25 protein-coding genes are annotated in these 25,711 nt (G+C 60.8%); 8 read left to right on the top strand and 17 right to left on the bottom strand.

Annotated elements, in window-relative coordinates:
• Window positions 1-60: 60 nt before the first annotated feature.
• From ACYQ54_RS08725 to ACYQ54_RS08690, 8 genes are all read right to left on the bottom strand, one after another.
• On the bottom strand, window positions 61-900 hold the full coding sequence (locus ACYQ54_RS08725; protein WP_460081172.1) for an SMP-30/gluconolactonase/LRE family protein: 840 nt from the start codon (window positions 898-900) through the stop codon (window positions 61-63).
• Between the two features lie 4 nt (window positions 901-904).
• Entirely contained in the window at window positions 905-1,519 is a 615-nt protein-coding gene (locus tag ACYQ54_RS08720) for a 2-dehydro-3-deoxy-6-phosphogalactonate aldolase (protein WP_460081170.1), read from the bottom strand.
• Entirely contained in the window at window positions 1,516-2,436 is a 921-nt protein-coding gene (locus ACYQ54_RS08715) for a 2-dehydro-3-deoxygalactonokinase (protein WP_460081169.1), read from the bottom strand. Before ACYQ54_RS08715 ends, ACYQ54_RS08720 begins: the two co-directional genes overlap by 4 nt.
• Window positions 2,433-3,197, bottom strand: coding sequence for an SDR family NAD(P)-dependent oxidoreductase (locus ACYQ54_RS08710; protein ID WP_460081167.1), 765 nt, complete (start codon window positions 3,195-3,197; stop codon window positions 2,433-2,435). Before ACYQ54_RS08710 ends, ACYQ54_RS08715 begins: the two co-directional genes overlap by 4 nt.
• A gap of 62 nt (window positions 3,198-3,259) precedes the next feature.
• Window positions 3,260-5,335, bottom strand: a complete 2,076-nt coding sequence (locus ACYQ54_RS08705; RefSeq protein ID WP_460081165.1) for an alpha-galactosidase — start codon at window positions 5,333-5,335, stop codon at window positions 3,260-3,262.
• Window positions 5,332-6,180 (bottom strand): carbohydrate ABC transporter permease, encoded by an 849-nt coding sequence (locus ACYQ54_RS08700; protein WP_460081164.1) that lies wholly within the window; start codon window positions 6,178-6,180, stop codon window positions 5,332-5,334. Before ACYQ54_RS08700 ends, ACYQ54_RS08705 begins: the two co-directional genes overlap by 4 nt.
• Window position 6,181: 1 nt before the next feature.
• Window positions 6,182-7,099: a carbohydrate ABC transporter permease gene (locus ACYQ54_RS08695; protein ID WP_460081162.1), complete on the bottom strand. Its 918-nt coding sequence runs from the start codon at window positions 7,097-7,099 to the stop codon at window positions 6,182-6,184.
• A gap of 87 nt (window positions 7,100-7,186) precedes the next feature.
• Window positions 7,187-8,446: an ABC transporter substrate-binding protein gene (locus tag ACYQ54_RS08690; RefSeq protein WP_460081161.1), complete on the bottom strand. Its 1,260-nt coding sequence runs from the start codon at window positions 8,444-8,446 to the stop codon at window positions 7,187-7,189.
• Window positions 8,447-8,564: 118 nt separating this feature from the next.
• Between ACYQ54_RS08690 and ACYQ54_RS08685 the strand changes: the two genes are divergently transcribed.
• The 8 genes from ACYQ54_RS08685 (at window position 8,565) to ACYQ54_RS08650 (ending at window position 16,837) form a co-directional block, all read left to right on the top strand.
• The gene (locus tag ACYQ54_RS08685; protein WP_460081160.1) at window positions 8,565-9,353 is read left to right on the top strand and encodes an IclR family transcriptional regulator; all 789 of its coding nucleotides are present in this window, start codon (window positions 8,565-8,567) and stop codon (window positions 9,351-9,353) included.
• Window positions 9,354-9,380: 27 nt separating this feature from the next.
• Window positions 9,381-10,442 carry an ABC transporter ATP-binding protein gene (locus ACYQ54_RS08680; RefSeq protein ID WP_460081158.1) on the top strand — a complete coding sequence of 354 codons (1,062 nt, stop codon included), beginning with the start codon at window positions 9,381-9,383 and terminating at the stop codon, window positions 10,440-10,442.
• A 653-nt stretch (window positions 10,443-11,095) separates the two neighbouring features.
• Window positions 11,096-12,295 carry a substrate-binding domain-containing protein gene (locus tag ACYQ54_RS08675; RefSeq protein WP_460081156.1) on the top strand — a complete coding sequence of 400 codons (1,200 nt, stop codon included), beginning with the start codon at window positions 11,096-11,098 and terminating at the stop codon, window positions 12,293-12,295.
• A 141-nt stretch (window positions 12,296-12,436) separates the two neighbouring features.
• Entirely contained in the window at window positions 12,437-13,219 is a 783-nt protein-coding gene (locus ACYQ54_RS08670; protein ID WP_460081155.1) for an ABC transporter ATP-binding protein, read from the top strand.
• Window positions 13,219-13,944: an ABC transporter ATP-binding protein gene (locus ACYQ54_RS08665; protein ID WP_460081153.1), complete on the top strand. Its 726-nt coding sequence runs from the start codon at window positions 13,219-13,221 to the stop codon at window positions 13,942-13,944. The genes ACYQ54_RS08670 and ACYQ54_RS08665 overlap by 1 nt, the downstream gene beginning before the upstream one ends.
• Window positions 13,941-14,969, top strand: a complete 1,029-nt coding sequence (locus tag ACYQ54_RS08660; protein ID WP_460081152.1) for a branched-chain amino acid ABC transporter permease — start codon at window positions 13,941-13,943, stop codon at window positions 14,967-14,969. Before ACYQ54_RS08665 ends, ACYQ54_RS08660 begins: the two co-directional genes overlap by 4 nt.
• Window positions 14,970-14,984: 15 nt before the next feature.
• Window positions 14,985-16,046 (top strand): branched-chain amino acid ABC transporter permease, encoded by a 1,062-nt coding sequence (locus ACYQ54_RS08655; RefSeq protein WP_023003028.1) that lies wholly within the window; start codon window positions 14,985-14,987, stop codon window positions 16,044-16,046.
• 8 nt (window positions 16,047-16,054) lie between these two features.
• Window positions 16,055-16,837 (top strand): alpha/beta fold hydrolase, encoded by a 783-nt coding sequence (locus tag ACYQ54_RS08650; RefSeq protein WP_460081150.1) that lies wholly within the window; start codon window positions 16,055-16,057, stop codon window positions 16,835-16,837.
• Window positions 16,838-16,931: 94 nt separating this feature from the next.
• Here ACYQ54_RS08650 and ACYQ54_RS08645 read toward each other — a convergent pair whose 3' ends face one another.
• From ACYQ54_RS08645 to ACYQ54_RS08605, 9 genes are all read right to left on the bottom strand, one after another.
• The gene (locus ACYQ54_RS08645) at window positions 16,932-17,177 is read right to left on the bottom strand and encodes a hypothetical protein (protein ID WP_460081148.1); all 246 of its coding nucleotides are present in this window, start codon (window positions 17,175-17,177) and stop codon (window positions 16,932-16,934) included.
• Window positions 17,174-17,935: a hypothetical protein gene (locus ACYQ54_RS08640; RefSeq protein WP_460081146.1), complete on the bottom strand. Its 762-nt coding sequence runs from the start codon at window positions 17,933-17,935 to the stop codon at window positions 17,174-17,176. Before ACYQ54_RS08640 ends, ACYQ54_RS08645 begins: the two co-directional genes overlap by 4 nt.
• Window positions 17,932-18,999, bottom strand: coding sequence for a Rieske 2Fe-2S domain-containing protein (locus tag ACYQ54_RS08635; protein ID WP_460081144.1), 1,068 nt, complete (start codon window positions 18,997-18,999; stop codon window positions 17,932-17,934). Before ACYQ54_RS08635 ends, ACYQ54_RS08640 begins: the two co-directional genes overlap by 4 nt.
• Complete coding sequence (locus tag ACYQ54_RS08630) at window positions 18,996-19,163, bottom strand: hypothetical protein (protein ID WP_460081142.1); 168 nt, start codon at window positions 19,161-19,163, stop codon at window positions 18,996-18,998. Before ACYQ54_RS08630 ends, ACYQ54_RS08635 begins: the two co-directional genes overlap by 4 nt.
• Entirely contained in the window at window positions 19,160-19,381 is a 222-nt protein-coding gene (locus tag ACYQ54_RS08625) for a hypothetical protein (RefSeq protein WP_460081139.1), read from the bottom strand. Before ACYQ54_RS08625 ends, ACYQ54_RS08630 begins: the two co-directional genes overlap by 4 nt.
• A gap of 294 nt (window positions 19,382-19,675) precedes the next feature.
• Window positions 19,676-21,652, bottom strand: a complete 1,977-nt coding sequence (locus tag ACYQ54_RS08620) for a thiamine pyrophosphate-binding protein (RefSeq protein ID WP_460081138.1) — start codon at window positions 21,650-21,652, stop codon at window positions 19,676-19,678.
• Window positions 21,653-21,681: 29 nt separating this feature from the next.
• Window positions 21,682-23,292 carry a glutamate synthase-related protein gene (locus ACYQ54_RS08615; RefSeq protein ID WP_460081136.1) on the bottom strand — a complete coding sequence of 537 codons (1,611 nt, stop codon included), beginning with the start codon at window positions 23,290-23,292 and terminating at the stop codon, window positions 21,682-21,684.
• Window positions 23,293-23,345: 53 nt separating this feature from the next.
• On the bottom strand, window positions 23,346-24,593 hold the full coding sequence (locus ACYQ54_RS08610; RefSeq protein WP_460081135.1) for a cation:proton antiporter domain-containing protein: 1,248 nt from the start codon (window positions 24,591-24,593) through the stop codon (window positions 23,346-23,348).
• A 149-nt stretch (window positions 24,594-24,742) separates the two neighbouring features.
• Complete coding sequence (locus tag ACYQ54_RS08605) at window positions 24,743-25,477, bottom strand: DUF1194 domain-containing protein (RefSeq protein ID WP_460081132.1); 735 nt, start codon at window positions 25,475-25,477, stop codon at window positions 24,743-24,745.
• Window positions 25,478-25,711 lie beyond the last annotated feature (234 nt).

The raw sequence follows: 25,711 nt of genomic DNA, 5'->3' as shown, positions 1-25,711 counted from the left end.
TTCCCGCGAACGCGGAGGAGGGACACGTCGAAAATTCCGTGATTTCAAGGCTCCGGCCAGTTACAGCACAACCTTGTGCTCGCTCTGCCCGCGGACCTTCACCTCGGCGAAAAAGGTCTTGCCTTCGTCTTCGCCAGTCAAGCCGTCGGCGGCGGATGTGGCAAAGAGTGTCTGCAAATCCGCGCCTCCGAACGCCGGACAGGAGATCTGTTTTGCGGGCATGGAAATTGCCTCGGCGAATTTGCCGTCCGGGGTGTAGCGGGCGACATGGCTCGCGCCCCAATGGGCGTTCCACAGAAATCCTTCGCTGTCGACCACCGCACCGTCCGGATTGAACCCGTCTGCAGAAAGGTTGGTGAACAGGGTTGGCGTGCCGGCGGGCCAACCCTCGGCGTCCAGAGAGACCTGCTGGATGGTCAATTTGTCGGTGTCGGCGAAATAGGCTGTCTTGCCGTCCGGGGAAAAGCAGATCGCGTTGGAAATGGTGATGCCGGAAAAGAGTTTGCGCAATTCACCCTTGTAATAGCGGTAGATCGATCCGGCGTCCTTTTCAGCGCCAATGCCCATGGTGCCGATCCAGAAGCCGCCCTTGGGGTCTGCCCGGCCGTCGTTGGACCGGGTGATGGCGTTGTCGGCCTCCAGATCGCAGATCTTGGCGGAGGCTTCCGTTTCCAGGTTGAACAGGAACAGCTTGGAAGAACTTGCGATCAGGAGCTCAGCCCGGCTCACCCAGCCCGCGGCGGAGACATATTCGTCGAACTGCCAGGTTTTCTCGGTGCCGTTGTCACGGCTGAGCAGACGCTTGTTCAGAATGTCGAACCAGAACAGCTGCTGGCGCTCGGGGTGCCACAAAGGGCCTTCGCCCAGGGTGCACTTGCGCTCATCAAAAACTGTGCTCATGAAATCACCTGTTTTCTGCAATCGCCGCATCGTAGGCGGCGACGATTTTTTGGGCCCGGTCGCTGACGTCGGCAACACTGAAACCGGGTTTGAACAGAGCCGTTCCGATGCCGAAACCGGCTGCACCCGCCTTGATCCAGTCGCCGAAATTGTCCGGGCCGGCCCCGCCGACCGCGTAGGTGGCGGTTCCCTTTGGCAACACCGCCAGCACCGCCTTCAGGCCGTCCGGACCGATGAGCGAGGCAGGAAAGAACTTGAGGCCATCGGCACCGCTGCGCAGTGCCGTGAAGCACTCGCTCGGCGTCATCACCCCGGGGAAGGAGGACATGCCTTCGGCTTTCGTCGTCCTGATAACGTCAGGATTGCAGTCGGGCGATACGATCAGCGTACCGCCGGCGTTCTTCACCTCACGCACCTGCTCGGGTGCCAGCACGGTGCCCGCGCCGATTTCCGCCTTTGACGAAAAGGCCTTGGCCATTGCGGAAATGCTGATGAGCGGGTCCGGAGAGTTGAGCGGAACCTCGATGCGGGTGATGCCGGCGGCGATCAGGCACTCGGTTACCGGCAGAGCCTCGTCCGGGGTCAGGCCGCGCAGGATGGCAATCAGGTTACGGCTCATGAATGCTCCGGTGTGTAGGAAGAATAGGAAAGGGTCAGGCCCTTCAAGGTGATGGATTCCGCATCGAGCTGCCTGGATGCGTGACCGAGATGGCTCAAGGCGGCACGATAGGCGCCGGCAATCTTGTCGCTGCCCAGGACGGCCGTGCCGTCGAGGTTGAAATCCCGGCTGACGGCGGCTAGTTCTGCGCCGATCAACAGGCCCGACAATCTGCCGCTGGCTTTTGCCGGGCCGAAGTCCGCCACCAGACCGGCAGCACGCACGCCAAACAGGTCGGCGGTTAGGGATTCAGGCTGCTTGAAGCTGTGTTCAGCCGCCGCAACAAAAGCGGAATTGTCAAGCTCATCAGACGACAGGCCGTGCCGCAGGACCGAGTGTCGGGACAGAAGTGCGAAGGTTTCTCCGGTCATGAACGTGCGGAACCGTTCAATTCGTCCGGCCTTCAGAGCGACCCACTTGGTGTGTGTTCCAGGCAGACACAACGTGCCGGTATAGCCCTGATTGTCCGCAAGGAACCCGGCGATCTGCGTTTCCTCGCCGCGCATGACATCGGGAGGCGACAGCTGTTTGATGCCGGGCAGGATGCGCACATCGAGACGCGGGTCCGATGCGTCCACACTTGTAGCATCCCGGATCGATGGCGGCGTACAGGGCACGGTCATATAGGGTGCTTCGGACCAGCCCTGACGGGATCCGGCCATGCCGCAGACGATTACCGGTGTCAGCGAGCCGTCCTTCAGAAGATCATCCACCAGCTCCAGAAGTGCAGGTTCGAAATCCTGTTTCTCCAGCTGGCCCATACCCTTGTCCGAGCTGCGATGGGCGAGGATGCTGCCGGCCTCGTCAAGCGCCCAGATACGCAGATTGGTAGTGCCCCAATCCGCCGCGATCCAGCTCGCTTTTGGGTGCGTGGTCATCCCGTCACCACCACGCCGCCGTCGACGACAAGTGCCTGTCCGGTCATGGCCTTGCTGGTGTTGGACGCCAGGAACAGGACCGGATCGACCATGTCTTCCGGCTGCAGTTCAACCTTTAGACATTGACGGTCGATGTGGGCAGCCAGACCTTCCGGCGTCACCCACATGTCCTTCTGCTTCTGGGTCAGGACCCAACCGGGCGCCATGGCGTTGACGCGGATGTTTTCCGGGCCGAATTCACGGGCGAGGCTGCGGGTCATGCCGTTGATGCCGGAATTGGCAGTGGTGTAGACGGGATAGCCGGCGTTGCCCATCATGTAGGAAATGGACGAGAAGTTGACGATCGAGCCGCCGCCGGCCGCACGCATGCCGGCGATGACATGCTGGCAGGCGAAGAAATAGGCCTTCAGGTTGATCGCCTGGGACCAGTCCCAGAACGCCTCGTCCACCTCTTCGGTCTTGTGGCGCTTGTCGTTGGCGGCGTTGTTGACCAGAACCGTGATTGGCCCATGGGCTTCGGCCGCCTGATCCATGGCCGCCTTGAGTGCGGCCATGTCGGTGATGTCACAGGGCAGGAACAGCGGACGGTGGCCGTATTTCTGTTCCATCTCGTCACAGAAGGGGGCTGCGTCGGAACGCTGCACAAAGGCGACCTTCGCGCCTTGCCGCAGGAAACCTTCCGTCAGCGCCGCGCCAATGCCGGAGCCGCCACCGGTGATGAAAACCGATGCGTTGTCGAGATCCGGGTATGTAGCGTACATGGCACTTCCTCAATTGTTCTGGTGGCCGAAGCCGAAATCGGTTCGTTTTTGAGTAACGTTACTCAAAAACGTTCGCCTTCCACAACCCAAAGCGTTTCAGGGAACCGCCAGGGAAGGGTAAGCCCGCGGGACATGAGATATTGTCCGGTGGCTTCAAGGTCTTGATGTTTCAGGAGAGGGGCGCCGCGTGACAGCCGAGGCGCTTCGTCCCGGTTGGCAAGAGATACCCTGTATCGGGCTTGCGGGTCCAGACCGGTCAGCCTCAGGGGATGCGGCAGGATCTGATCGCTCGGGCGTATCAGCGCGGCAAAGGCTACGAACCGTCCGCCATCCCTTGAGAGTTGCTGCTCGGCGATCACTGCCGGGTCGGAAGTGTCGAGCCGCAGGATATCGGCCTGCATCATCCAGTCCCGGTTGGCTTTCCACCAGCTCGTCACCTTGCGCAAGGTTTCGGCTTCGGCGTCCGTCAGTTCCCGCGGGTCCATCTCGAAGCCCATGTGCCGCTGGGCCGCTGTCCAGGCACGCAGGCGAATGTCGAGCGTGCGGCCGGAAGTGTGGCAATGGCGGGGCCCGACGTGAGAGCCGGTCACGGAGGCCGGCAGGAACAGGGCGGCATCGTGCTGAATGCGCTGGCGCTCCAGCGCGTCGTTGCTGTCCGAAAGCCAGACCCGATGCGTGCGCTCAAGAACGCCGAAATCGATGCGCCCACCGCCGGAGGAACAGCTTTCGATCTCTACGCCTGGAAAGTCTGCCCGCAGACGGTCGATCAGCTCATAGAAGCCTTCGGCCTGCCGGGCATCCACCACCGGCAGGATGCGGTTGTGGTCCCATTTGATGTAGCCGATGTCGTTGTTCTTAAGGACATCGGCGATATGGTGATAAAGATAGTCCCGGACGTCCTGGCGGGACATGTCCAGCACAAGCTGCTGGCGTCCGCGAACCTGGTCGGCGTGACCGAGAACCCAGTCCGGGTGAGCGCGGTAGAGATCGCTGTCCTCATTGACCATCTCCGGCTCGAACCAGATACCGAACTCCATGCCGAGCGCCTTGATATGGTCGATCAGCGGGGTGAGGCCATCCGGGTATTTGCGTGTGTCGATCACCCAGTCTCCCAGAGACGAGGTGTCGTCATCCCGGCGGCCAAACCAGCCGTCGTCCAGAACAAAGCGCTCGGCACCCAGGCCCGCCGCTTGGGAGGCGATGGCTTTGAGCTCTTCAAGATCGTGTTTGAAATAGACCGCTTCCCAGCAATTGTAATGCACCGGACGCGGCGTGCGGGCTGCCTGAACCACATGATCGCGGACATGTCGCTGAAAGCGCACGGCAGCGCCGTTGAAGCCGGTGTCAGTATATGTCGCATAGAGCGGCGCGGTAACGAAATGGCGGCCGCTCGGAAGGCTCGCAGTAGCGTGCCCGAACTGGACCTGACGGCGTCCGTCGGCAAGTTCCTCGGCAACCATCTTGTGACCGCCGGACCAGCCATAGTGAAACGCGAAAGCTTCACCTGCCGTGTTGGACGTTCCCGCACCGCAGACGATCAGACCCGGAAAATGCGCATGATCAGTGCGACCCGTGCGGTTGTCGCGGACGCGGGCGCCGGGTGCGAACGGCAGACGCCGGGTCAGGAATTCCGCGCACCAGCGGCCGGAAAACTCGATCATCTCGCCCGTGTGGGCCGGTACCGGCAGAACGGGAGCTGCCAGCCAGTCGACCGTGATCTCGTCCGCGCTTTCCAGCCGTGTCTGCAATTTCAGCAGGGAGGTTTCCGGTGTCAGGGTCAGATCGAAGACAAGATTGAGGTCGAGGGCCTTGTCGGCGAAGACAAGCGTCAGGCCATGCTCGGTCGTGGCTTCGCTTTCGAACCGGAATGATGGCATGAGCGGAGCGCCGGATGCATCCCTTGCGGTGAGGCCGGTCTGCCCCGGGAAGCTTTCGGTGGCTTCTGGGCAGAGACTCAGACCGGCATTGCGGTCGACCATTCCAGCAGCGACATCGGCGAGCGTGGCTGCCGAAAGCGTCTCCAGGTTTTCGCCTGTGGGAAGGGCGGGCCCCCAGTAGACGGCTTCCGGCAATCGGTTGTCGAAGCTGGCCAGGACCAGGCTCTGTCTGTCATCTTGAAGATGCCAGTTGCGGATCATTTCACGGCTCCAAGTGTGAGGCCTGCGATAAAGTGGCGTTGCATCAGGAAGAACATGGCGACAGGTGGCAGGGCAGCCACGATGGAACCTGCGCTCATCAGGTGATAGGCGGCGCGGTACTGGGCGTTGAAGGATGTGATCCCTGCCGTCACGGGCTGGCTTTCAACGCCCTGCGTCAGGACCACGGCCCAGAAATAGTCGTTCCAGATGAAGGTGAAGATCAGCACCGACAGGGCGGCGATGGCCGGTTTCATCAGCGGCAACACGACGTACCAGAAGATCCGCCATTCGGAGACGCCTTCCACCCGTGCGGCCTCGATAAGTTCGAAGGGCAAAGCGCGAATGAAGTTGCGCATGAAGAGCGTGCAAAAACCGGTCTGAAAAGCAATGTGGAACAGCACCAGGCCGGTGATGGTGTTGTAGAGACCCATCTGCAGGGTCAGGTCTCGAACAGGCACCATCAGGATCTGGAACGGCACGAAGTTGCCGGCCACGAACATGAAGAAGATCCAGATATTGGCCTTGAACTTGTAGACGCCGAGGGCAAAGCCGGTCATGCACGAGAGCCCGACCGCGCCGATCACCGTCGGAATGGTAATCTTGAACGAGTTCAGCAGATATTGCGGCATGTCCGAGCCGGTGAAGACCAGCGCGTAGTTGGTGAAGCCTTCGAAGGAAGACGGCCAGCCCCAGTAGTTGGCATTTGCGAAATCCGCGTCCGGCTTGACAGAGAAAACGGCAACCGCGATCAACGGCAAGAGCCACAGGATCAAAGCCAGCGGAAGCAGCGTCTGATAGGTGATCTGCCAGGGGCGGGACGTGCGTTCGATCGGTGTCGGGAACATGTCAGCGCGCCTTTTCTTCTTTGTACATCGACCAGAGGAAGTAGGCGATGAAGGCCAGCATGATCAGGAACAGGACCACGGCAATGGCCGCGCCGTAGCCCATGCGGAAACCATATTCGGAGAGCGCGACCTCGAACATGTAGAAGCTGAGCACCCGGCTGGCGCCGAAGGGGCCGCCGTTGGTCATGATGGAAATCAGGTCGAAGGAGCGCAGCGCGCCGATGATGGTGACGACGAAGGCGATGAAGGTTGCCGGGCGAAGCTGCGGCACGATGATGTACCAGAGCATGCGCCAGCCCTTGGCGCCGTCGAGGCGTCCGGCCTCGATCTGTTCCGGGTCAACCGCGTTGAGGCCGGTGAGATAGAGGATCATGCAATAGGCGGTCTGTGGCCACAGACCTGCGACGATGATGCCGACGGTGACCCAGTTCTCGTCTCCCAGCACGTTGAGCGGCGGCAGGCCGACCGCGCCGAGCAGAACGTTGAGGATGCCGAAGGTCGGGTCGTAGAACCAGGTGAACACCAGGCCGACCACGACCTGGGAGATCACGAAGGGAAAGAAGAACAGGGATTTGTAGAGCCGGATGCCGGTGACGGTCTGGTTCAGGAACAGCGCGATGAAAAGACCGGCCGGAATGGCCAGCAGATAGAGCAGCAGCCAGATGACGTTGTTCTTCAGCGAGGTGTAGAACGCGTCATCCCAGTAGAGTTCCTCGTAATTGTAGAGCCCGACATATTCCGCCTGGCCCAAACCGTCCCATTCGTAGAGCGACAGATTGAACGACTGGAAAATCGGGAAGATCACATAGAACAGGAAAAACAGGATCCCTGGAGCCAGGAACAGCCAGGGTGTGAGCTGTTGCTGGTTGCGATGCCACCAGGAACTCTGGCGGGTCTCGGCGACGGATGCTTGGGCCATTTTCGGAACTCTTCGTGAGTCGGCGGCGGAAACCGGAAAAGAGGACAGGGAGCGGTTGCCCCCTGTCCGGTCACGCGCAGGCGGACCTTACTTGTAGATACGCTTTTGGGCGCGGTCCAAACGGTCCAGGATCTTGTCCAGGTTGTCCGGCTTGACCATGAATTCCTGCAGGCCTTCCATGGCAACTTTTGCCATTTCCGCCGGGGCATCGCGGTCGAAAAACTGGGCAACGCCGCCCGGGGAATTCGTGGACAGCATTTCGAAGCCCTGTTCCAGGAACTTGTCCTTGTCCACCGACGACTTGGCGTTCACCGGCAGCTGGCCGAGGTGCTTGCCGTCGTTGATCCAGGTCTGAACGTCCGGCGAGACCGCGAACTTCAGGAACTCGCGTGCGTTTTCCTTGTTCTCGGCATTGGCCGGAATGTGGAAGGTGTCCGTCGGCGCGTCTTCTGCCTTGGCAACGCCCGGCGTGATTTCCACGAACTGGTAGAAATCGATCTGGTCATCGGAAAGACCAGCTTCGCGCAGCGGCGCGACGGCGAAGTTGCCCATCAGGTAAGCGGCCGCATCACCCTTGACCATGAACGGCAGGGCTTCCTGCCAGGAGTAGGTCTGGTGGTTGTCGATGAAAGCGCCCATGTCGATGAGCTCACGCCAGTTGGCGAAGGTCTTGCGAACTTCGTCGGACTTCCATGAGGCCTTGCCCGTAAGCAGGTCCATGTGGAAGTCGAAGCCGTTGGTGCGCATGTTCAGGTAGTCGAACCAGCCGCCGGCGGTCCAGAGGAACTTGGTGCCGATGGTGTAGCACTTCTTGCCGGCATCGATGATCTTCTGGCAGTTCGCCTTTTCCTCTTCCCAGGTTGTGGGCTCAGACAGGCCAAGCTCGTCGAAGATGTCTTTGCGGTAGTAAACGCCCCACTGATAGTAGGTGTAGGGCACGCCCCACTGCTTGCCGTCGATGGTCATCGCGCCTTTGGTCGAGGCGAGGTTGTCGCCGATGGCCGGGTCCGCCCACAGGTCGGAAACGTCCTCGAAAAGGCCGGCCTCCACGTAGGGCCGCATCCGGTTGGCTGCATACCATGTGGCAACGTCCGGCGCATTTGCCGTCAGGAAGTTGCGGATCTGGGTCTTGTACGCTTCCCGGTCAATCACCGTCGTCTCGATGTTCAGCTCCGGGTTCTTCTCCTGGAACTGGGCGATCATCTCTTCCATGGTCGCGCGTGGCGCCGGGTTCGACGTATCGAGAAAGATTTTCAGATTGCCGGTCAGGCCGTCAGCAGAAGCTGCGCCCATCGCGGTTGCCAACATGGCAAATGCCGCTACGGACGTTTTCAGCATGGAACGCATGGTGTCCTCCCTTTTGGTTCCATTATGTGAAACTTAGTTTTGTATATTGATACTTTGATGCGATGGCGGTAAGTTGTCAACAGGTTCGGCGACAAGAAACGGGCCGATGGAGGAAGGCATGATCAAACAGGCGGGGTCATCGTCGGGTGACGGCACGGTCGGCAAGGCGCTGGAAGTGCTCGACAAGGTCGCGGCTGTCGGCCGGCCCGTACGCTTTTCCGAGCTATTGGCCGAAAGCACCCATCCCAAGGCGACACTTTACCGGCTGCTGCAGACCCTGGTGAGCCAGGGCATGCTGGCCTACGACGAACGCCAGCAGACCTATTCGCTCGGCATACGGCTGGTGCGGCTGGCGCATGCGGCCTGGCGGCAAAGCTCCATTGCGCCAATCGCGCGTCCTTTCGTCAGCGCCTTGTCCGAAGCGGTCGGCGAAACCGTGCACCTGGCGCAGCTTGACAGCGGACAGGTGCTTTATGTCGACAAGCGCAATCCGACCAACGCCATCGACATGTTTTCACAGGCCGGCAAGGTTGGCCCGGCCTATTGCACCGGTGTCGGCAAGGCTCTGATGGCCTTTCTGGAGCCGGCTGAGCTCGATCACGTCTTGAAGAAGCAGTCGTTCTATCGATACACGCCGGCAACGCTTGCCAGCGAGGAGGCGCTCCGGGCGGATCTGGAGAAGATCCGCGAAGAGGGGCTGTCCTATGATCGCGAGGAACACGAGCCCGGCATCATCTGCATTGCAGCGCCGATCCTGTCGTCCAAGGGGCGGCCTGTCGGGGCGCTTTCCGTGACAACTTCCACGCAGCGCAAAGGCCTTGACCAGCTTCTGGAAGCGCGGCCCGCGCTGCTGGATGCGGCCTCCAAGATCGCAGCGGCGGTCGAGGACTGGCAGTTCCCTGCGTAACAGAAATCCCAAGGGAGAGAGAATTACATGTCTGGCGTCACACTGACAAAAGCCGTCAAGAAATATGGCGATCTGGAAGTGATCCATGGAGTGGACCTTCAGATCCAGGATGGCGAATTCTGCGTTTTTGTCGGCCCGTCCGGCTGTGGCAAGTCCACGCTCCTGCGCATGATCGCTGGGCTAGAGGAAACGACCGAGGGCAGCATCGAGATCGGTGGCCGGGATGTGACCAGGATTGATCCGGCCGAGCGGGGTGTCGCCATGGTGTTCCAGACCTATGCGCTTTACCCGCATATGACAGTCGAGGAGAATATGGGCTTCGGATTGAAGATGAATGGTCATCCGAAGGCCGAGATCCAGACCAAGGTTGCCGAAGCCAGCCGCATCCTGAAGCTCGATCCCTATCTGAAGCGCAAGCCGAAGGCGCTTTCCGGCGGGCAGCGCCAGCGCGTCGCCATCGGCCGCGCCATCGTGCGTGGTCCGGAAGTGTTCCTGTTCGACGAGCCGCTCTCCAACCTCGATGCGGAATTGCGCGTCGACATGCGTGTTGAAATCGCCCGCCTGCACAAGGATATAGGCGCGACCATGATCTACGTGACACATGATCAGGTCGAGGCGATGACGCTTGCGGACAAGATCGTGGTTCTGCGTGGCGGTATTATCGAGCAGGTCGGTTCGCCGCTGCAGCTCTATTCCGATCCGGACAATCGTTTCGTCGCGGGCTTCATCGGGTCACCCAGCATGAACTTCGTCGAGGGGATTGCGGGTGACGGCGCAGTCAGCGTCGCAGCATTCGGCGATATCTCCGTTCCGACTGGTGTCGCGTTGCCCGCCAAGGGCGAGAAGGTACTGGTCGGGCTACGTCCTCAGCATCTGAAAGTGTCATCGGCGCAGGAGGGTGCGAAGGTTGATCTGTGCGAGCAGCTTGGCGGTGTCGCCTATTCGTATCTTATCTGTCCGACCGGCGAGCGGGTGATCGTGGAAACCAAGGGTGAGGATGCCCCGGTTTCCGATGGCCTTGTTGCCATCGACTTCGACCCGGCCTCGGCGCTGTTCTTCGATGCGAAGACGGAGAAGCGGCTGCGGTAGTCTCGCCGAGGCTGCCAGCCGAGGTGGCGACCTCCTTCCGAACGTCATTCCGGACAAATGAGGCAAAGCCGAACGCCGATCTGGAACCCAGATATCAGCCGCGCCTTTGGCGCCTCTCCTCGTTCGAAAAAGAGTTCGCTACACTTATCCTGTACCTGCGGATCCCTGAACAACGGTGAGGAACGCAAACCTCTCCGATTGTCGTCCCGGCCAAGCGCAGCGCGAGCCGGGATCCAGGACACCTGGGCGGTCGTTATCGCGCAACGAGGTGCCGATGGGGATTCCTTGGTCTCCGCTTTCGCGGAGATGACATCCTTCCTGGTGTCTGCGTCTTTCGGATCGCTTGGTTGCGACTGTAAACCGGATTGCGACGGGAACTGAGAACAGCCTTTATCAGATGACGTCATGCATCGCGCCGCAGTTCGCGAGGCTGTGCTTTTGTGTCCCCCGCAGCAGTCTCCGGTCACAGTCACCGGTTACACTCACCGACGCCCGGCCCGGTGAGGCGACTGATATGAACGCGTATCATGCCTTGACATGAATACTGATTCATGTGTCATATATTGCTGCGTCAGGCGATGATGTTGCCCTGTGAAGGCCGTGGGAGCGGTCCTGCAGGTTTTCCGGCCTTTCGCGCAACGGGAGGAGAATTCATGACGAAACGCGTTTTTCGCTGGGCCGTGCCGCTTGTGGCAGGCATTGGCGTGGCGGCTGCCGGTGTGTCCGGCGCCCTGGCCGACGATATCAAGATCGCCCATGTTTACGGCAAGACCGGTGCCCTGGAGGCCTATGCGAAACAGTCGCATACCGGCCTGATGATGGGCCTCGAATATGCCACCGACGGCACCATGGAAATCGACGGCCGCAAGATCGTGGTCATCGAGAAGGACACGCAGCTGAAGCCGGATATCGGCAAGGCCGTGCTGGCGGAAGCCTATGGTGATGATGAAGTCGATATCGCCGTCGGCCCCGTCTCCTCCGGCGTTGCGCTGGCCATGCTGCCGGTCGCTGAAGAATACGAGAAGGTGCTGCTGGTGGAACCGGCTGTGGCCGACAGCATCACCGGCGAGAACTGGAACCGCTACATCTTCCGCACCTCGCGCAATTCATCCCAGGACGCGATTTCCAACGCTGTTGCACTTGGGCAGGAAGGTGTCTCCATCGCGACGCTGGCCCAGGACTATGCTTTCGGACGCGATGGCGTTGCCGCCTTCAAGGAAGCGCTGGAAGGCACCGGTGCCAAGCTGGTATTCGAGGAATATGCTCCGACCGACACCAAGGATTTCACCGCCAACGCACAGCGCGTCTTCGATGCCCTGAAGGATGAGCCGGGCCGCAAGTTCCTGTTCGTGATCTGGGCCGGCGGCGGCAATCCGATCAGCAAGATCAAGGCAATGGAGCCGGAGCGTTTCGGCGTCGAAATCGCCACGGGCGGCAACATCCTGGCGGCTATGGCGGCCTACAAGGAACTGCCAGGCATGGAAGGCGCAACCTATTACTACTACGAGATCCCGAAGAACCCGGTGAACGACTGGCTGGTGGCAGAACACCAGAAACGTTTCGATGCGCCGCCGGACTTTTTCACCGCAGGTGGCATGTCGGCCGGTATCGCCATTGTGGAGGCGATCCGCAAGGCAGGTTCCACGGAAACCGAGGACCTGATCACCGCCATGGAAGGCATGGAGTTCGAAACGCCGAAGGGCAAGATGATGTTCCGGGCGGAAGATCACCAGGCGTTGCAGTCCATGTATCATTTCAAGATCAAGGTCGACCCGGATGTCGAATGGGGAATTCCGGAGCTGGTGCGCGAACTGAAAATCGAGGACATGAACATCCCGGTGCGCAACCAGTAAGTCGAATGAAGACGCGGCGGGGCTTATTGCTTCGCCAGCGTGGCCCCTGGACCAACTGTTTGCCCGGCTGGCCGATCACTGTCCGGCCGGGCACACTTCCGATACTGTTTTCACGACATTTTCAGCCTGGGAACGCGCATCGTGGCCAAGGAACACCCGATTCTGGAAACGAGAGACCTGACGATCCGCTTCGGCGGGCATGTGGCGGTCGATCATGTTTCCTGCGCGTTCGAGCGCGGCACGCTGACGGCGATTGTCGGGCCGAATGGCGCCGGCAAGACCACCTATTTCAACCTGATCTCCGGCCAGTTGAGCGCAACCTCCGGGGCGGTGCTGCTCAACGGAGAAACCATCACCAGACTGTCGGTGCCCGAGCGTACAGACCGGGGTATCGGCCGGGCGTTTCAGCTGACCAATCTGTTCCCGACGTTGAGCGTGCGCGAAAACGTGCGCCTTGTGGCGCAGGCGAAGGCCCGCAAGGGCTTTGATCTTTTCTCCGTCGCCGAAAGCCATGTGGAACTTCTGGAGCGCGCAGACCATGTGCTGTCAGAAGTCCGGCTGATCGACCAGGCAGACCAGACCGTTTCGGCCCTGCCTCACGGCGACCAGCGCAAGCTGGAAGTGGCGCTGCTGATCGCCCTTGGTCCGCAGGTGCTGATGTTTGACGAACCGACTGCGGGCATGAGCGTCGACGAGGTGCCGGTGATCCTGGAGCTGATCAAGAAACTGAAGAGCGACATGGACCGCACGATCCTGCTGGTGGAACACAAGATGGATGTCATCCGCACCCTGGCCGACCGCATCATCGTTCTGCACAACGGGGCGCTGGTGGCCGATGGAGAACCGTCGGAAGTGATCGCCCTGCCGATTGTCCAGGAGGCCTATCTCGGCAAGGCACCGGTCTCGTCCGGGGAGGCTGCGTGATGGCGGAAAATCTGCTCACCTTGTCCGGGGTTCATACCCACATCGGGCCCTATCACATCCTGCAGGGTGTCGATCTTGCAGTGCCGGAAGGTGGTGTGACCGTTCTGCTCGGCCGCAATGGTGCGGGCAAGACCACCACCTTGCGGACGATAATGGGGCTTTGGACGGCGAGCCAGGGCGATATCCGCTTCGGCGATCATGTCATCACCAGGCTGTCGACCCCGGAGATCTCCCGCAGGGGAATCGCCTTCGTGCCGGAAGACATGGGCATCTTCACAGATCTGACGGTTGCCGAAAACATGATCCTGGCCTCTGCCAACGGACCGATGGACCAAAAGCGCCTTGCCTGGATCAAGGAGCTGTTTCCGCCGATCGGCAGTTTCTGGAATTCCTCCGCGGGAACGCTTTCAGGTGGTCAGAAGCAGATGCTGTCGGTGGCACGCGCGATCATCGAACCGCGCCGCCTGATCCTGATCGACGAGCCGACGAAAGGTCTCGCCCCGGCGATCATCAAGGCGATGACCGATGCGCTGAAGGAACTGAAGGAAACCGACACCACCATCCTGCTGGTGGAGCAGAATTTCGCGATGGCCTCAAGCGTCGGCGACACGGTCGCCGTGATGGATGATGGCCGCATCATACATTCCGGCAGAATGGACGAGCTGGTGGCGGATGTGGCCTTGCAGGAAAAACTCATGGGACTGAGCCTGGAGGCGCATCAATGAGCGAGACGGCGATCAAACCGCGGATCGAGAAGATCCCGCTGAAGGAACAGCTTGCCCAGAAACTGCCGGTGCTGCTGGTCCCGGTGCTGGCCATTCTTGGCCTCATCGCCATCGGCAATCTGGCAAGCTGGCTCACGCTGACGGTGGCCGGGCTCGCCATGGGCATGATGATCTTCATCATGGCGTCGGGACTGACCGTGGTCTTCGGGCTGATGGACGTGATCAACTTCGGCCATGGTGCCTTTGTCGCCGTCGGTGCCTTTGTCGGCTTTACGGTTCTGGCCTGGCTGGCGGGCTGGACGGCTTCACCGAGCGTGTTCATGAACCTGACTGCCGTTTTGATCGCGATCCTTGCGGCAATGCTCGTCACCGGCCTGCTCGGTCTTGCCTTCGAGCGGGTGATCGTGATGCCGGTCTATGGCGAACACCTCAAGCAGATCCTTGTCACCATGGGCGGGCTGATCGTCGCCCAGCAGATGATCTATGTGGTCTGGGGCCCCGATGAGCTGCACATGTCCCGGCCGGAAGCCTTGCAGGGATCGCTGGTGATCGGCGAAGCAGCCATCGAGAAATACCGGCTGGTGGCCGTAGGCATCGGGCTCGCGCTGTTCCTGGGGATGCGTCATATTCTGAAGAACACCAAGATCGGCCTGCTGGTGCGGGCCGGGGTGGAAAACGGCGAGATGGTCGAAGCGCTCGGCTACCGCGTCCGCCGCCTGTTCCTGATCGTGTTCATGACCGGGTCCGCACTGGCCGGGCTGGGAGGCGTCATGTGGGGCCTCTATCAGGAAACGATTACCGCGCACATGGGCTCGGAGATCATGGTGCTGGTGTTCATCGTCGTGATCATCGGTGGGCTCGGCTCGGTCGAAGGGTGTTTCATCGGTGCGATGCTGGTGGGGCTGCTTGCCAATTACACCGCGTTTCTGGCGCCGAAGGTGGCGCTGATCTCGACCATCGCGCTGATGGTTGCGGTGCTGATGTGGCGGCCGCAGGGCCTTTATCCGGTCGTCAAGGCGAAGTAGGGACGGGACAAGAGAATGCTGACCAGACTTCTTTCCGGCGACACACCGCGCAGCGGTCTTCTGACTGCGCTGCTTTTGATTGTGCTGATTTCGCTCGCCTTCGCGCCGTTTCTCTTTCCCGGTACGAAGTCGCTGGAGACGGCGGCGCGGATCTGCATCTTCATCGTGCTGGTGGCAAGCTACGATCTGCTGTTGGGGTATGCGGGTATCGTTTCCTTCGCCCACACCATGTTCTTCGGGATCGGCGCTTATGGGACCGCGCTGGCCCTGTCGACCACCGGGCCGAACTATGGCTCGCTGATCTGGGGAACGGCGGCGGGCGCCGGCGTCGCTGCTCTGTTCGCACTGGCCATCGGGTTGTTCTCGCTGCGGGTGAAGGCGATCTTCTTCGCCATGGTGACGCTGGCGGTGGCAAGCGCCTTTGCCGTGCTGGTATCGCAGATGTCGTGGCTCACGGGCGGTGAAGACGGGCTCAACTACAAGATCCCGCGCGAACTGACGCCGGCCTTCAAGCTGATCAAGGCGAAGGTGTTCGACGTCAGCATCAATGGCAAGATCCTGGCCTATTACCTGGTGTTCTTTGCTGCAGCGATCCTGTTCCTGGTCATGCTGCGCATCGTCAACTCGCCCTTCGGCCGCACGCTGAAGGCGGTTCGCGACAATGCCTTCCGGGCTGAAGCTATCGGCTACCGTGTGGTCTGGTACCGCACCACGGCCACCGTTCTGTCCGCAGTCATGGCGGCTCTTGCCGGCTCTCTCCTGGCCATCTGGCTGCGCTACACCGGCCCGGCGACAACGCTCTCCATGGAGATCATGATCGACATTCTGCTGATGGTCGTGATAGGGGGCATGGGTACGCTCTACGGGGCCGTGCTCGGGGCAACCCTGTTCATTCTGGCGCAGACCTACCTGCAGAACCTGATGGGAGTCGCTGCGGAGGCGACCAGCGCGGTGCCGGTGTTCTCGACGCTGGTGGCGCCGGAACGCTGGCTGTTGTGGCTCGGTGTTCTCTTCATTCTGTCGGTCTATTTTTTCCCGACGGGCATAGTTGGACGGCTACGGGCAGGGCGTGCGTGAGCGGAAATATGATGCATATCCGCGACGAGGGAACGGGCAGACCGCTGGTGCTGATCCACGGCTGGTCCTGTCCGGGCCGGTTCTTCGATGCTCAGATCGATGCGCTCAAGGCGGACGCCCGCTGCATCGTTCCGGATCTGCCGGGACACGGCAAAACGGCTGACCGGCTGCCATTGACCATCGAGGCGGCTGCCGATGCGGTTCAAGCAACGCTGAGTGACCGGGATCTTTCCGACGTCGTCCTGTGTGGCTGGTCGATGGGCGCGCTGGTGTCCTACGCGATGATCGAGCGGCACGGCGCCGACAGGATCTCGCAGTTCGTTGCCATCGATATGACACCGAAGGTACTCAACGATCCTGAATGGCAGAACGGAACGCTGAACGGCCTCAATGCAGACCTCAACAGCCATTTTCTGAACGCCATCGTCGCGGATTGGGGCAAGTTGCCGGCCCGGATCGCGAGACGCCTTTTCGCGGAAGGGCAGCCTGTGCCGAAGTGTGCTGCAGAGCTTGCCCGCACGGAAATTGCCGCGGCCGATCCCGTCCTGTTGAAGCCGATGTGGGCATCGCTGACCGCACAGGATTTCCGCCCGCTTCTGAAAGCCTTTCCCGTGCCGTTTCATCTGGTGGCCGGACTGCGCAGCCAGCTCTACGGCCCGGGCGTGCATCGCTGGCATGCAGACAACGTTCCGGATTTTCATTTTCATGGCTTCGAGGCATCAGGCCATGCGCCGCACATGGAAGAGCCGGAGACGTTCAACAGCCTGCTGCGGGGGCTGGTGAAGGGCTGAGTTGATAAGCAGGCCGCGCTTTGCCCTCGTCTTCAAGTTTGAAGCGTTGGTGGTAGGGCCAGGAACCTGGGATGACCTTCCCGATGGTTTGTCGTCAGTGTCCGTTGCCCAATTTCGCCTTCACGAACTCGACAATCCGGTCCAGCAGACTAAGCACCAGGAACACGGCAAGCAGGCCGATGAAGAAGCGGAGGTCGCGCAGCAAGGTGCCGGGGGCAAAATTCTGGACGCTGCTGTTGGCGTAGGTCCAGACGGCCCAGGCAACCGCGGCGAGGAGTGCCGTCAACACCAGCGAGATCAGGATTGTCTGCCAGAGTGGCTTTTGCGGCTGTTCGCTCATTTCAGCACCCGTGCGGTCAGAAGGTCTGCCTTGAACACCATCAGGTCATCCAGTTGTTCGACCTCGCCTTCGACCTCGATGTAAAGCGCCAGCAGCGGATCGATGGCCTCGCCAAGAAGCTGGCCGTCCTTGCCTGCCAGAAGAAAGAAATTGCGCCCCTCGACCGGTCCGGACGACACGAAGACCGGCGGAATGCCGCCGGTGAGGCAGAGGTCCGCGCAGGCCTTGTGTGCAAGGCCGCGACCGGGGCGCATGGCGCCCGCGTAGCACTTGCCGTCACAGATCTCGCCGGTCAGTTTCCAGCGGCCGAGCGAGACGGGTTCGGCCGGATTGAAACCGGGCGCGGCGTCCGCTGCAGCTTCCACCTGTCCTACCTGGATCATCGTCAGGTCGCCGCGGTTCACCGGCACACCGCGCAGGGTCACTGGCGTCTCGCGATTGGCCTCGGCCTGTTCGAAAACACCACGCTTGCCCTGGCCGGCCAGCATGTAGGTGCGGGCAGGGGTGTCGCCATCAGCGGGAAGGCGGAACACGGGATAGGGCCGCAGTTCAAGCCGGCCCGTTTGCTCGAACCGGTTGCCCCACTGAAACGCGCCGCTGCCGGGGTCATTCTGGGTGGAGGAGAGGGCAAAGGCCGCAAGGCCCAGGCCTGCGACGAAGCAGAGGGAGAAGACACCAACAAAGGCGACCAGTGGCTTCGGCACCTTGTTGAGATAGCCGACGAAGAACGGAGCAGCCTTGGTTTGTTTCCAGCTCATGAGGCACCTCCGATCACGACCGGCTCGACATAGGTGCCGGGCGGCAGGGCTTTCGGGTCCAGAAGAACGGTGGAGCCGACCAGCTTCAGCTTGTAGGTGGCGATCTTTTCGGTGAAGGGGGCGGGCGCGCGGCCGTCGGCCAGATTGTACTGATACCCGTGCCATGGGCAGGTGATGCAGCCCCACAGCACCTTGCCCTCGCCAAGCGGGCCGTTCTGGTGGGCGCAGACATTGGTGACGGCGGACAGCTTGCCGTCGTACTTGAAGATGGCGACGCGTTCCTCGTCGCTCAGGGTCACGACCTTGGCGCATTTGTCGTCGATCTCGTCGACTTCTCCGGCAACAACCCAGCCGGCTTCCTCCAGCGAAGCCTTTGCCGTTGCATCGTTCTTTTCCCGATTGGCTTCCAGGCGCCCGCTTGCAAAGTGAAGGCCGCAGACCAGAACAACACTTGCCGAAACCATGCCGGTGAAGATGGGATCGGACGGTCCTTGCAGAGCGCCGAGCGCCACATGCAGCACCACGAAAGCATAGGCGGCATAGATGAACATGTGCAGCGCCTTCCAGATCGGCGCTCCCAGAAAGCTGAGCCAGAAATCATGGCTGGTGGCGGCCAGCACGAAGAGGATCAACAGCGCGGCAATACCGAAGGCCTCGAAGGGAAAGCCGAGCACCTGCCCGTAGCTTGTGTTGGAGGACAGCAGCGCGACATAGCTGTCGGTCGGTGAGAAGTTGAAATACCAGCCGAGCACATAGTTGGCGTGAACGGCGGCAATACCGGCGGTCATCACGCCGAAATGGCGGCGGTTGTAGAGCAGTGGCAGAAAGCGTCTGTCGAGCCGGGCCAGTGGCCCGATGCACAGGATCACGGTCAGCATCAGGAAGGCACAGCTTCCGAAAGCGCGCATCCTCAGGATGGCACCATCAATCGGCCGGGTGACGTCCTCGTAGAACGGGCCGACACGAATGAAGACGTAAAGATAAAGCGCGACGGCAATCAGCAGGACGGCATCATAGACCATCTTGTTGCGGTTCCATATGACCGGTGTGTATTGCACGCTCATTGGCTTGCCTCCCCGGAGCTTTCTGCCGGGGCCTCGATCAGCACAGCCGGTCTGTCCGCGGGGGGCGACTGGCGTATGGCCAGAATGGTGAAGAAGACCAGCGGCAGGAGCAGGCCAAGGATGGTCCAGATACGGGCATGAGCCTTTCGATGCGCACGTTTCACCGGCCAGTCTCCCCAAGTTTTTCAAGCACGTACCAGCGATAGAGCACCAGAGGCCAGATCAGGCAGATGCCGGGAATGAGCAAGGGTCGGAACACGTGAGATCCACGCGCGGACGGTTCCACCCGATCGATGCCGATGACAAGAAAGAGTGCCGCGACCAGCCCGCCGGCCATCAGATAGTATTTGCCGATATCGATCAGTATGGCTGCTGTTTGCAATTAGGCCTCCCGATTGGTCTGGACACGATTTGGTGTCAGCTTAGCTCAATACATAGCATTGCCAACGGGTTCTTCCTTTCTTCCGGTGCGAGTTAGCCGCTCCTCCAACCACGTCATTGCAGGGCTCGACTCTGCGATCCATGCCGTTTCTGTGCCTTGCGCGAGGTTGGTCATGTCGAACCTCAATGGCATGGATCCCATGGTCGCGCCATGGGATGACGGAGGAGGAAAGAGGTGTTGCTCGAGTGGCCTTGCCGCGTAGGGAGAGCGATTGTGAACTTGCTACGGTTCGCATCACACCAGATCCGCATCGGTGATGATTTCCACCAGCGACGGGCCATCATGGGCGATGGCGTCTGCGATGGCGTCTTTCAGTTCGGCAGCGTCCGTCACCCTGTGGCCGTGACCGCCGCACAGGCGCGCGAAGGCGGCGAAGGACGGGTTGGTTAGGTTCGTTTCCCAGACCGGCCATTCGCCAGAGCGCTGCTCCTTGGAGATCTTGCCGAGCTCGGAATTGTTCAAAAGGATATGGGTTATATCCATTCCGTATTTGACGGCGGTGGTGAACTCCATCGCATACTGGCCGAAGCCGCCGTCACCGGAAATCGAGATAACCTTGCGGCCACGGAATTCCTCGAAATCCTGGGTCGCGCTCCAGGCGCCCAGGGCCGCGGGCAGGCTGAAGCCGATGGAGCCGAGATAGCCGGACATCAGGATGCGCTGTCCGCAAGGTTCGAAATAGCGACCGAAGGAATATGTGTTGTTGCCGACGTCGACCGGGATAATCGCGTCCGGTGGGCACAATTCGCTCAACACTTTGAACACAGCCGCCGAGTGAATACCCCTGCCGCTGTCCTCTGCAAGGCGATGTTCCTTTTCCGCGCGCCAGATTGTCCAGCGTTCCACCAGTTCACTTGCCTGGTCGGGGGCGTCAGCCGGTTTCAGGACCTGATCGACAATCGCCTCGCAGAAGGTGCCGATCTCTCCCCATACAGGCAGGGTCACGGGATGGAACTTGCCGAGCTGCATGCGTTCGAAATCAACCTGGATGATGGTCTTGTAGGGAGCAATGCCGGTGTGATTGGCAAAGGACGACCCGAGCGAGATGATCAGATCCGCCTCGTTCATGAACCAGCTTGCAATCGGCGTTCCTGATCGGCCAAGCACACCAGCCGCCAACCGGTGCGTGTCCGGGATCAGCCCCTTGCCCTTGAAAGTGGTCAGGACTGGCGCGCCGATCTTTTCGGCCAGTGCGATGACCTTGTCGCGGACATCCCTGGCGCCGTAACCGAGCACGATAACCGGGCGTCTGGCCGTGTTGATCATGTCGATGGCTCTGGCAAGGTCCTCGCCAGAAGGCGTGATGGTGTTTCCGCCCAGGCGGCCCTCGGGTTTGCCGGCGTCCTTGCTGCTCGGGTTGGTCTGGACATCGTCCGGGAAAATCAGGTTGGCAACGTCCCGCTCCACCAACGCGGTTTTCAAGGCGAGCGACATCAGCTCGGCATGGTTGGAGGTGCTGAGCACCGGCTGGGAAAACTTCGAGACGGCCTCGAACGCGGATTTGAGATCAATGTCCTGGAACGCGCCCGGGCCAAATACCTGCGTCTGCACCTGGCCGGTGAGGGCCAGCACCGGTGACCGGTCGACCTTGGCATCCCAGAGACCGGTCAGAAGGTTGGTTGCGCCTGGGCCTGCAATGGTGAGGCAGGCCGCCGGTTTGCCGGTCAGCTTGCCATAGGCGGAGGCAGCGAAGGCTGCGGCACCTTCGTGACGAATGCCGATGTAGCCCAGTGTGCCTTTGACAACCTGACGGCGGATGGCATCGGCAAGGCCGAGGTTGGAATGGCCGACCATGCCGAAGACGCGCTTGACGCCCCAGTTGACCATGGTTTCGGCCATGACGTCTGTCACCGTGCGTTCGTGAGGGGGCTCCGGTTCCAGTCCGATGAAGATTTCGTCGCCGTCTATCCTGAGCGGATAAAGCTTCTGACCGCTGTCCTCATGACCGCCGGGAGGAGCGCCCGTCAGCGGATCGAAGTCCCAGCCGTGCCAGGGGCAGCGGATCCAGCATTTGCCGTCCGATCCCTTTTCGATGGAGCCTTCTCCCAGTGGGCCGCGTTGATGCGGACAGTGGTTGTCCATGGCGGCCCACTGGCCGTCGAAATGCGACAGGCAGATCGAGGTCGTGCGGGCCGTGACCGTTTTCACCCGGCCTTCAGGTAGGTCTTTGACGTTTCCAACCTTGATCCAGTCGAGGTCCTGAGCGTCCATGGGTCTTCCTCCCTCAAAATGCCGATCGATTACGCGACACCGCCATAGGCTACGCCGGAAAGCTCTGCCATTTCCCGTTTCCAGGTGGTCAGGTCAGCCAGCGTGAACTGGCTCAGGTGCGAATGTCCGCAGGCCCGTGCCATGACTTGCATCAGTTCGACCGAAGCCTCGAAGAAGTTGGTAAGCTGGCGGGCGGATTTCTCGATTTCCAGCCGATTGACCAGATGCGGTTTCTGGGTGGCGATCCCGACCGGGCAGTTGTTGGTGTGGCAGGCACGCATGGCGATACAGCCGATGGCCTGCATGGCCGAATTGGAAAGCGCCACGGCATCGGCACCAAGCGCCAGAGCCTTGATGAAATCGGCCGGTTTGCGCAGACCGCCGGTGATGATCAACGTGATGTCCGGCCGTCCCGACGTGTCGAGGTGCCGGCGGGCGCGGGCGAGCGCGGGGATGGTGGGAACAGAGATGTTGTCCCGGAAGATGATCGGCGCGGCACCGGTGCCGCCGCCACGGCCGTCAAGAATGATGTAGTCGACACCGACTTCCAGCGCCGCATCGATGTCCTTTTCGATGTGCTGGGCCGACAGCTTGTAGCCGATAGGGATGCCGCCGGTGCGGGCGCGCACCTCGTCGGCGAAGTCCTTTATCTGGGATCGATCCGTCCAGTCGGGAAAACGCGGCGGCGAGATCGCGTCTTCGCCTTCCTTGAGGCCGCGAACTTCGGCAATCTTGCCCCTGACCTTGGCTCCGGGCAGATGGCCGCCGGTGCCGGTCTTGGCGCCCTGACCGCCCTTGAAATGAAACGCCTGAACCTTGTCGAGCTTGTCCCAGGCAAAGCCGAAACGGGCCGAGGCAAGTTCATAGAAATACCTCGAATTGGCCTGTTGTTCTTCCGGCAGCATACCACCTTCACCTGAGCAGATGCCGGTGCCTGCAAGCTCCGCGCCTCTGGCAAGGGCAATCTTGGCCGGTTCCGACAGGGCACCGAAGCTCATGTCGGAGACAAGCAGCGGGATCTTCAGCCTCAGCGGCTTCTGTGCGTTCGGCCCAACCACGACGTCGGTTCCAACCGCCTCGTCCTCCAGCAGCGGAAATTTCTGCAGCTGAGCCGTCAGGATCTGGATGTCGTCCCAGTCGGGCAACTGGTTGCGCGGCACGCCCATGGCATCGACGCGTCCATGATGACCTGTCTTCTTAAGGCCATCACGGGCATATTGCTGGATCAGGCCATTATAGGGTTCTTCCTCGGTGCCGTGGCTGGTGTCGGCATAGAGACCGAGATAACTCTTGCGGTTGAACGGCTGCGGGTGCTCCTGCGCCCAGGCGGAAATCTCGTCCTCGTCGACGAAGATATCGTCGCCTTCCACCCAGCTTCTGAATTTTGGCAAGGCCTCGGAGTTGTTGTATTCGGAGACGCCGCTGTCGAGCCGGTAGTCCCAGTAATGAACGCCGCAGATCAGGTTGTTGCCGCTGACATAGCCGTCGGACATGAGTGCACCGCGATGCAGGCAGCGGCCGTAGAAGACAGAGATGTCGTCATCGAAGCGAACGACCACCAGATCGACATCGGCGACGAGGGCATATTGTGGCTTTCTGTCCGGCAATTCGCTGAGTTTGGCAACAAACTGTTTTGTCATGTCTTCCCCCGGCTAATGGCGATATGCGCCCTGGCTATTGGGTTGTTCGAAGTTCAGTCAGCCGGTACCTCCGGCCGCATGGGCGGCATGGCCTTGAGTTCCGCTGCTCCGTCCTGACCGGACATGTGAGCACCGTACCATTTGGCAAAAGGGACGGCTGTGACACCGTGCAGAACCGCGCTGATCCAGACCGCGTTGACGGCGAGGTTCAGCAACTGCTGACCGATTTCGTGATCGATCTGGTCAACGATGAGAAGCGCGAAAAGGGCTGTCGCCAGTCCGCGTGGGCCGAACCAGCCGAAAAAGAGCTTGGTCAGCGGGGCGGCATCCGTCCCGGCGAGTGACAGCCAGACCGCCAGCGGTCGCACGACGAACAGGCTGACCAGAATGAGAGCCAGGCTGCCGGCATCAAGGTGCGTGATGGCCTCGGGCACCAGGGCAAGGCCAATCAGGAAGAAGGCTCCCCAGGAGAGCATCTGGCCTTCGCTTTCCGTAAATTCGTAAATGAAGGCGCATTGTCCCTTGATGACGTTGCCGAAGAAGAGACCTGCGACGAACGCTGATATGAAACCGTTGCCGCCGATTTCGCCGGCGGCAAGATATGCACCGCAGGCCATGGCGATGGCGCCGATGCCTTCGATGGTGTCGGTAGTCATGCCCCGGCGTTTGGCTGCCAGAAACAGCACACCGCCTGCTGCACCGATCGCCGCACCGGCCAGCGGTCCGAGGACCAGTTGTTTGGCACCAAACATCAGCCAGTCGGTCGCCCCCGGCTGCATCATTTCCCCGGCGAGGCTCGCGAACAGCAAAATCGCCGGCAGGGCCAGTCCGTCATTGAGGCCGCTTTCCAGTGTCAGCGCTCGGCGCACCCGCTCCGGCACCGCCTTGTTGGTGACGACCGCCTGCCCGAGAGCAGCATCGGTGGGTGCGAGAAGCGCTGCGGCGAGGGCCGCGACGATGAGAGGTTCGCCGCTCAGAAAAGGTATGGCGGCAAAGGTGCCGATAATGATGGCAAGTGGCAGACCGAAGGCCAGCATGCGCAATGGCCATTGATGGCGCCTCCGCAGCGCCTGAAGGTTGGTCTGCGCGGCGTCCAGAAACAGGAGGACGATGAGAGCCGTTTCGGCAACGATGTGGAGCAGGCGTTCCGCATCGGTTCCGGGCATCAGTCCGGTCTGTGCCATCAGGTAACCAAAGCCGATGAAGAGGATCGGCGCCGTCAATATGCCGTTCGACAGCGTCCTGGCCAGCAGCGTGTAGCTGACCGTAAATAACGCCAGAAGCAACAGGCCGGTTGTCATGAAACGGTATCCCCCTCGAACGCTGTGACGTTAGGACAGCGCGGGCTGCCGTCTCAAATCATAATCCGATGACGCCATTGTGCGACAGTCGTGATTTTTCGAAGGTCGCAATGCCCTTCGAAAGAACCGGGTGAAAGCCCGTATGAGGATTACTGCAAGGTCGCCATTTGCTTCAGGATGCGCCGGGCATCGGCTGGTTTCGCCGCGATTTCCAGGATCAGTTTCTTGCGTACTGCCTCGGCAAAGGTCTGGGGGCTGTCGGCCGTCACCACGAAGGCGGCCGGCCCACCGATGATGCTCTGGAAGAACCGCTCTTCCAGATCGTAGGCTATCGGCCGCCCGGAACAATGCCGGCACAGAACCGCCAGACCATTGATGACGATACCGGACGAAACCACGATATCCCGGGCTTCGGGTATGGTCGGACCGTTCCAGTTGTTGGCACTGTCGGCGGACAGGTCGATCACCCTGCGCAGGCCCTGAAAGGCATTGCCGTCGATCAGCGCCTTGCCTTTCAGGAGGGCGGCGCCAATGGCGTTGCGGCCATAGGCCCGGCGCGGCGCCGCCATCAGCTCTGCGGCAAAGTGCTGGGCGCTTTCCGGTCCGTCAATGACTGTCCAGTCCACGACCACATCCTGGGAATGCATGTCGGCCCATTCCACATAGGTGACGACGATCTTGCCGTAGATATTGCTGGAAATGGCATTCAGCACTGACGGATCCGTGATCGCATCTGCATATCCCCTGCGCTGGAAGCGGATTTCCTCGTCATCGATGGACCCGGTTGCATCCGCCAGCAAGACCAGTTCCAGGTCGAGTTCTTCAGAGAAAGCAGACGGGATCAGGAACAGGCAACAGACTACAACAGCAAGGATCATCCGCATCGCAACCGTCTCCCCAAGGCAAACACATCTGAGGAAAGTTAGGGCAGGGGCGGGAAAAGGGCAGGGCGGATGATGGCCGTGTCGCGACGTTCGTCGTTGGTGTCACGCCTCATTGTACACCTTCCCCCACTCGTATTCGGGAAAACCCTCGACACAGAATTTAGCACTCAAGCATTGGCAACTTGTCATCCCTGCGCAGGCAGGGATCCAGTAACTCACTGAGTTTGCGTTTTT

The sequence above is a fragment of the Roseibium sp. LAB1 genome, from assembly GCF_054658235.1.
Note: the sequence above shows the minus strand (reverse complement) of the source record. Positions and strands in the feature narration are given on the sequence as shown.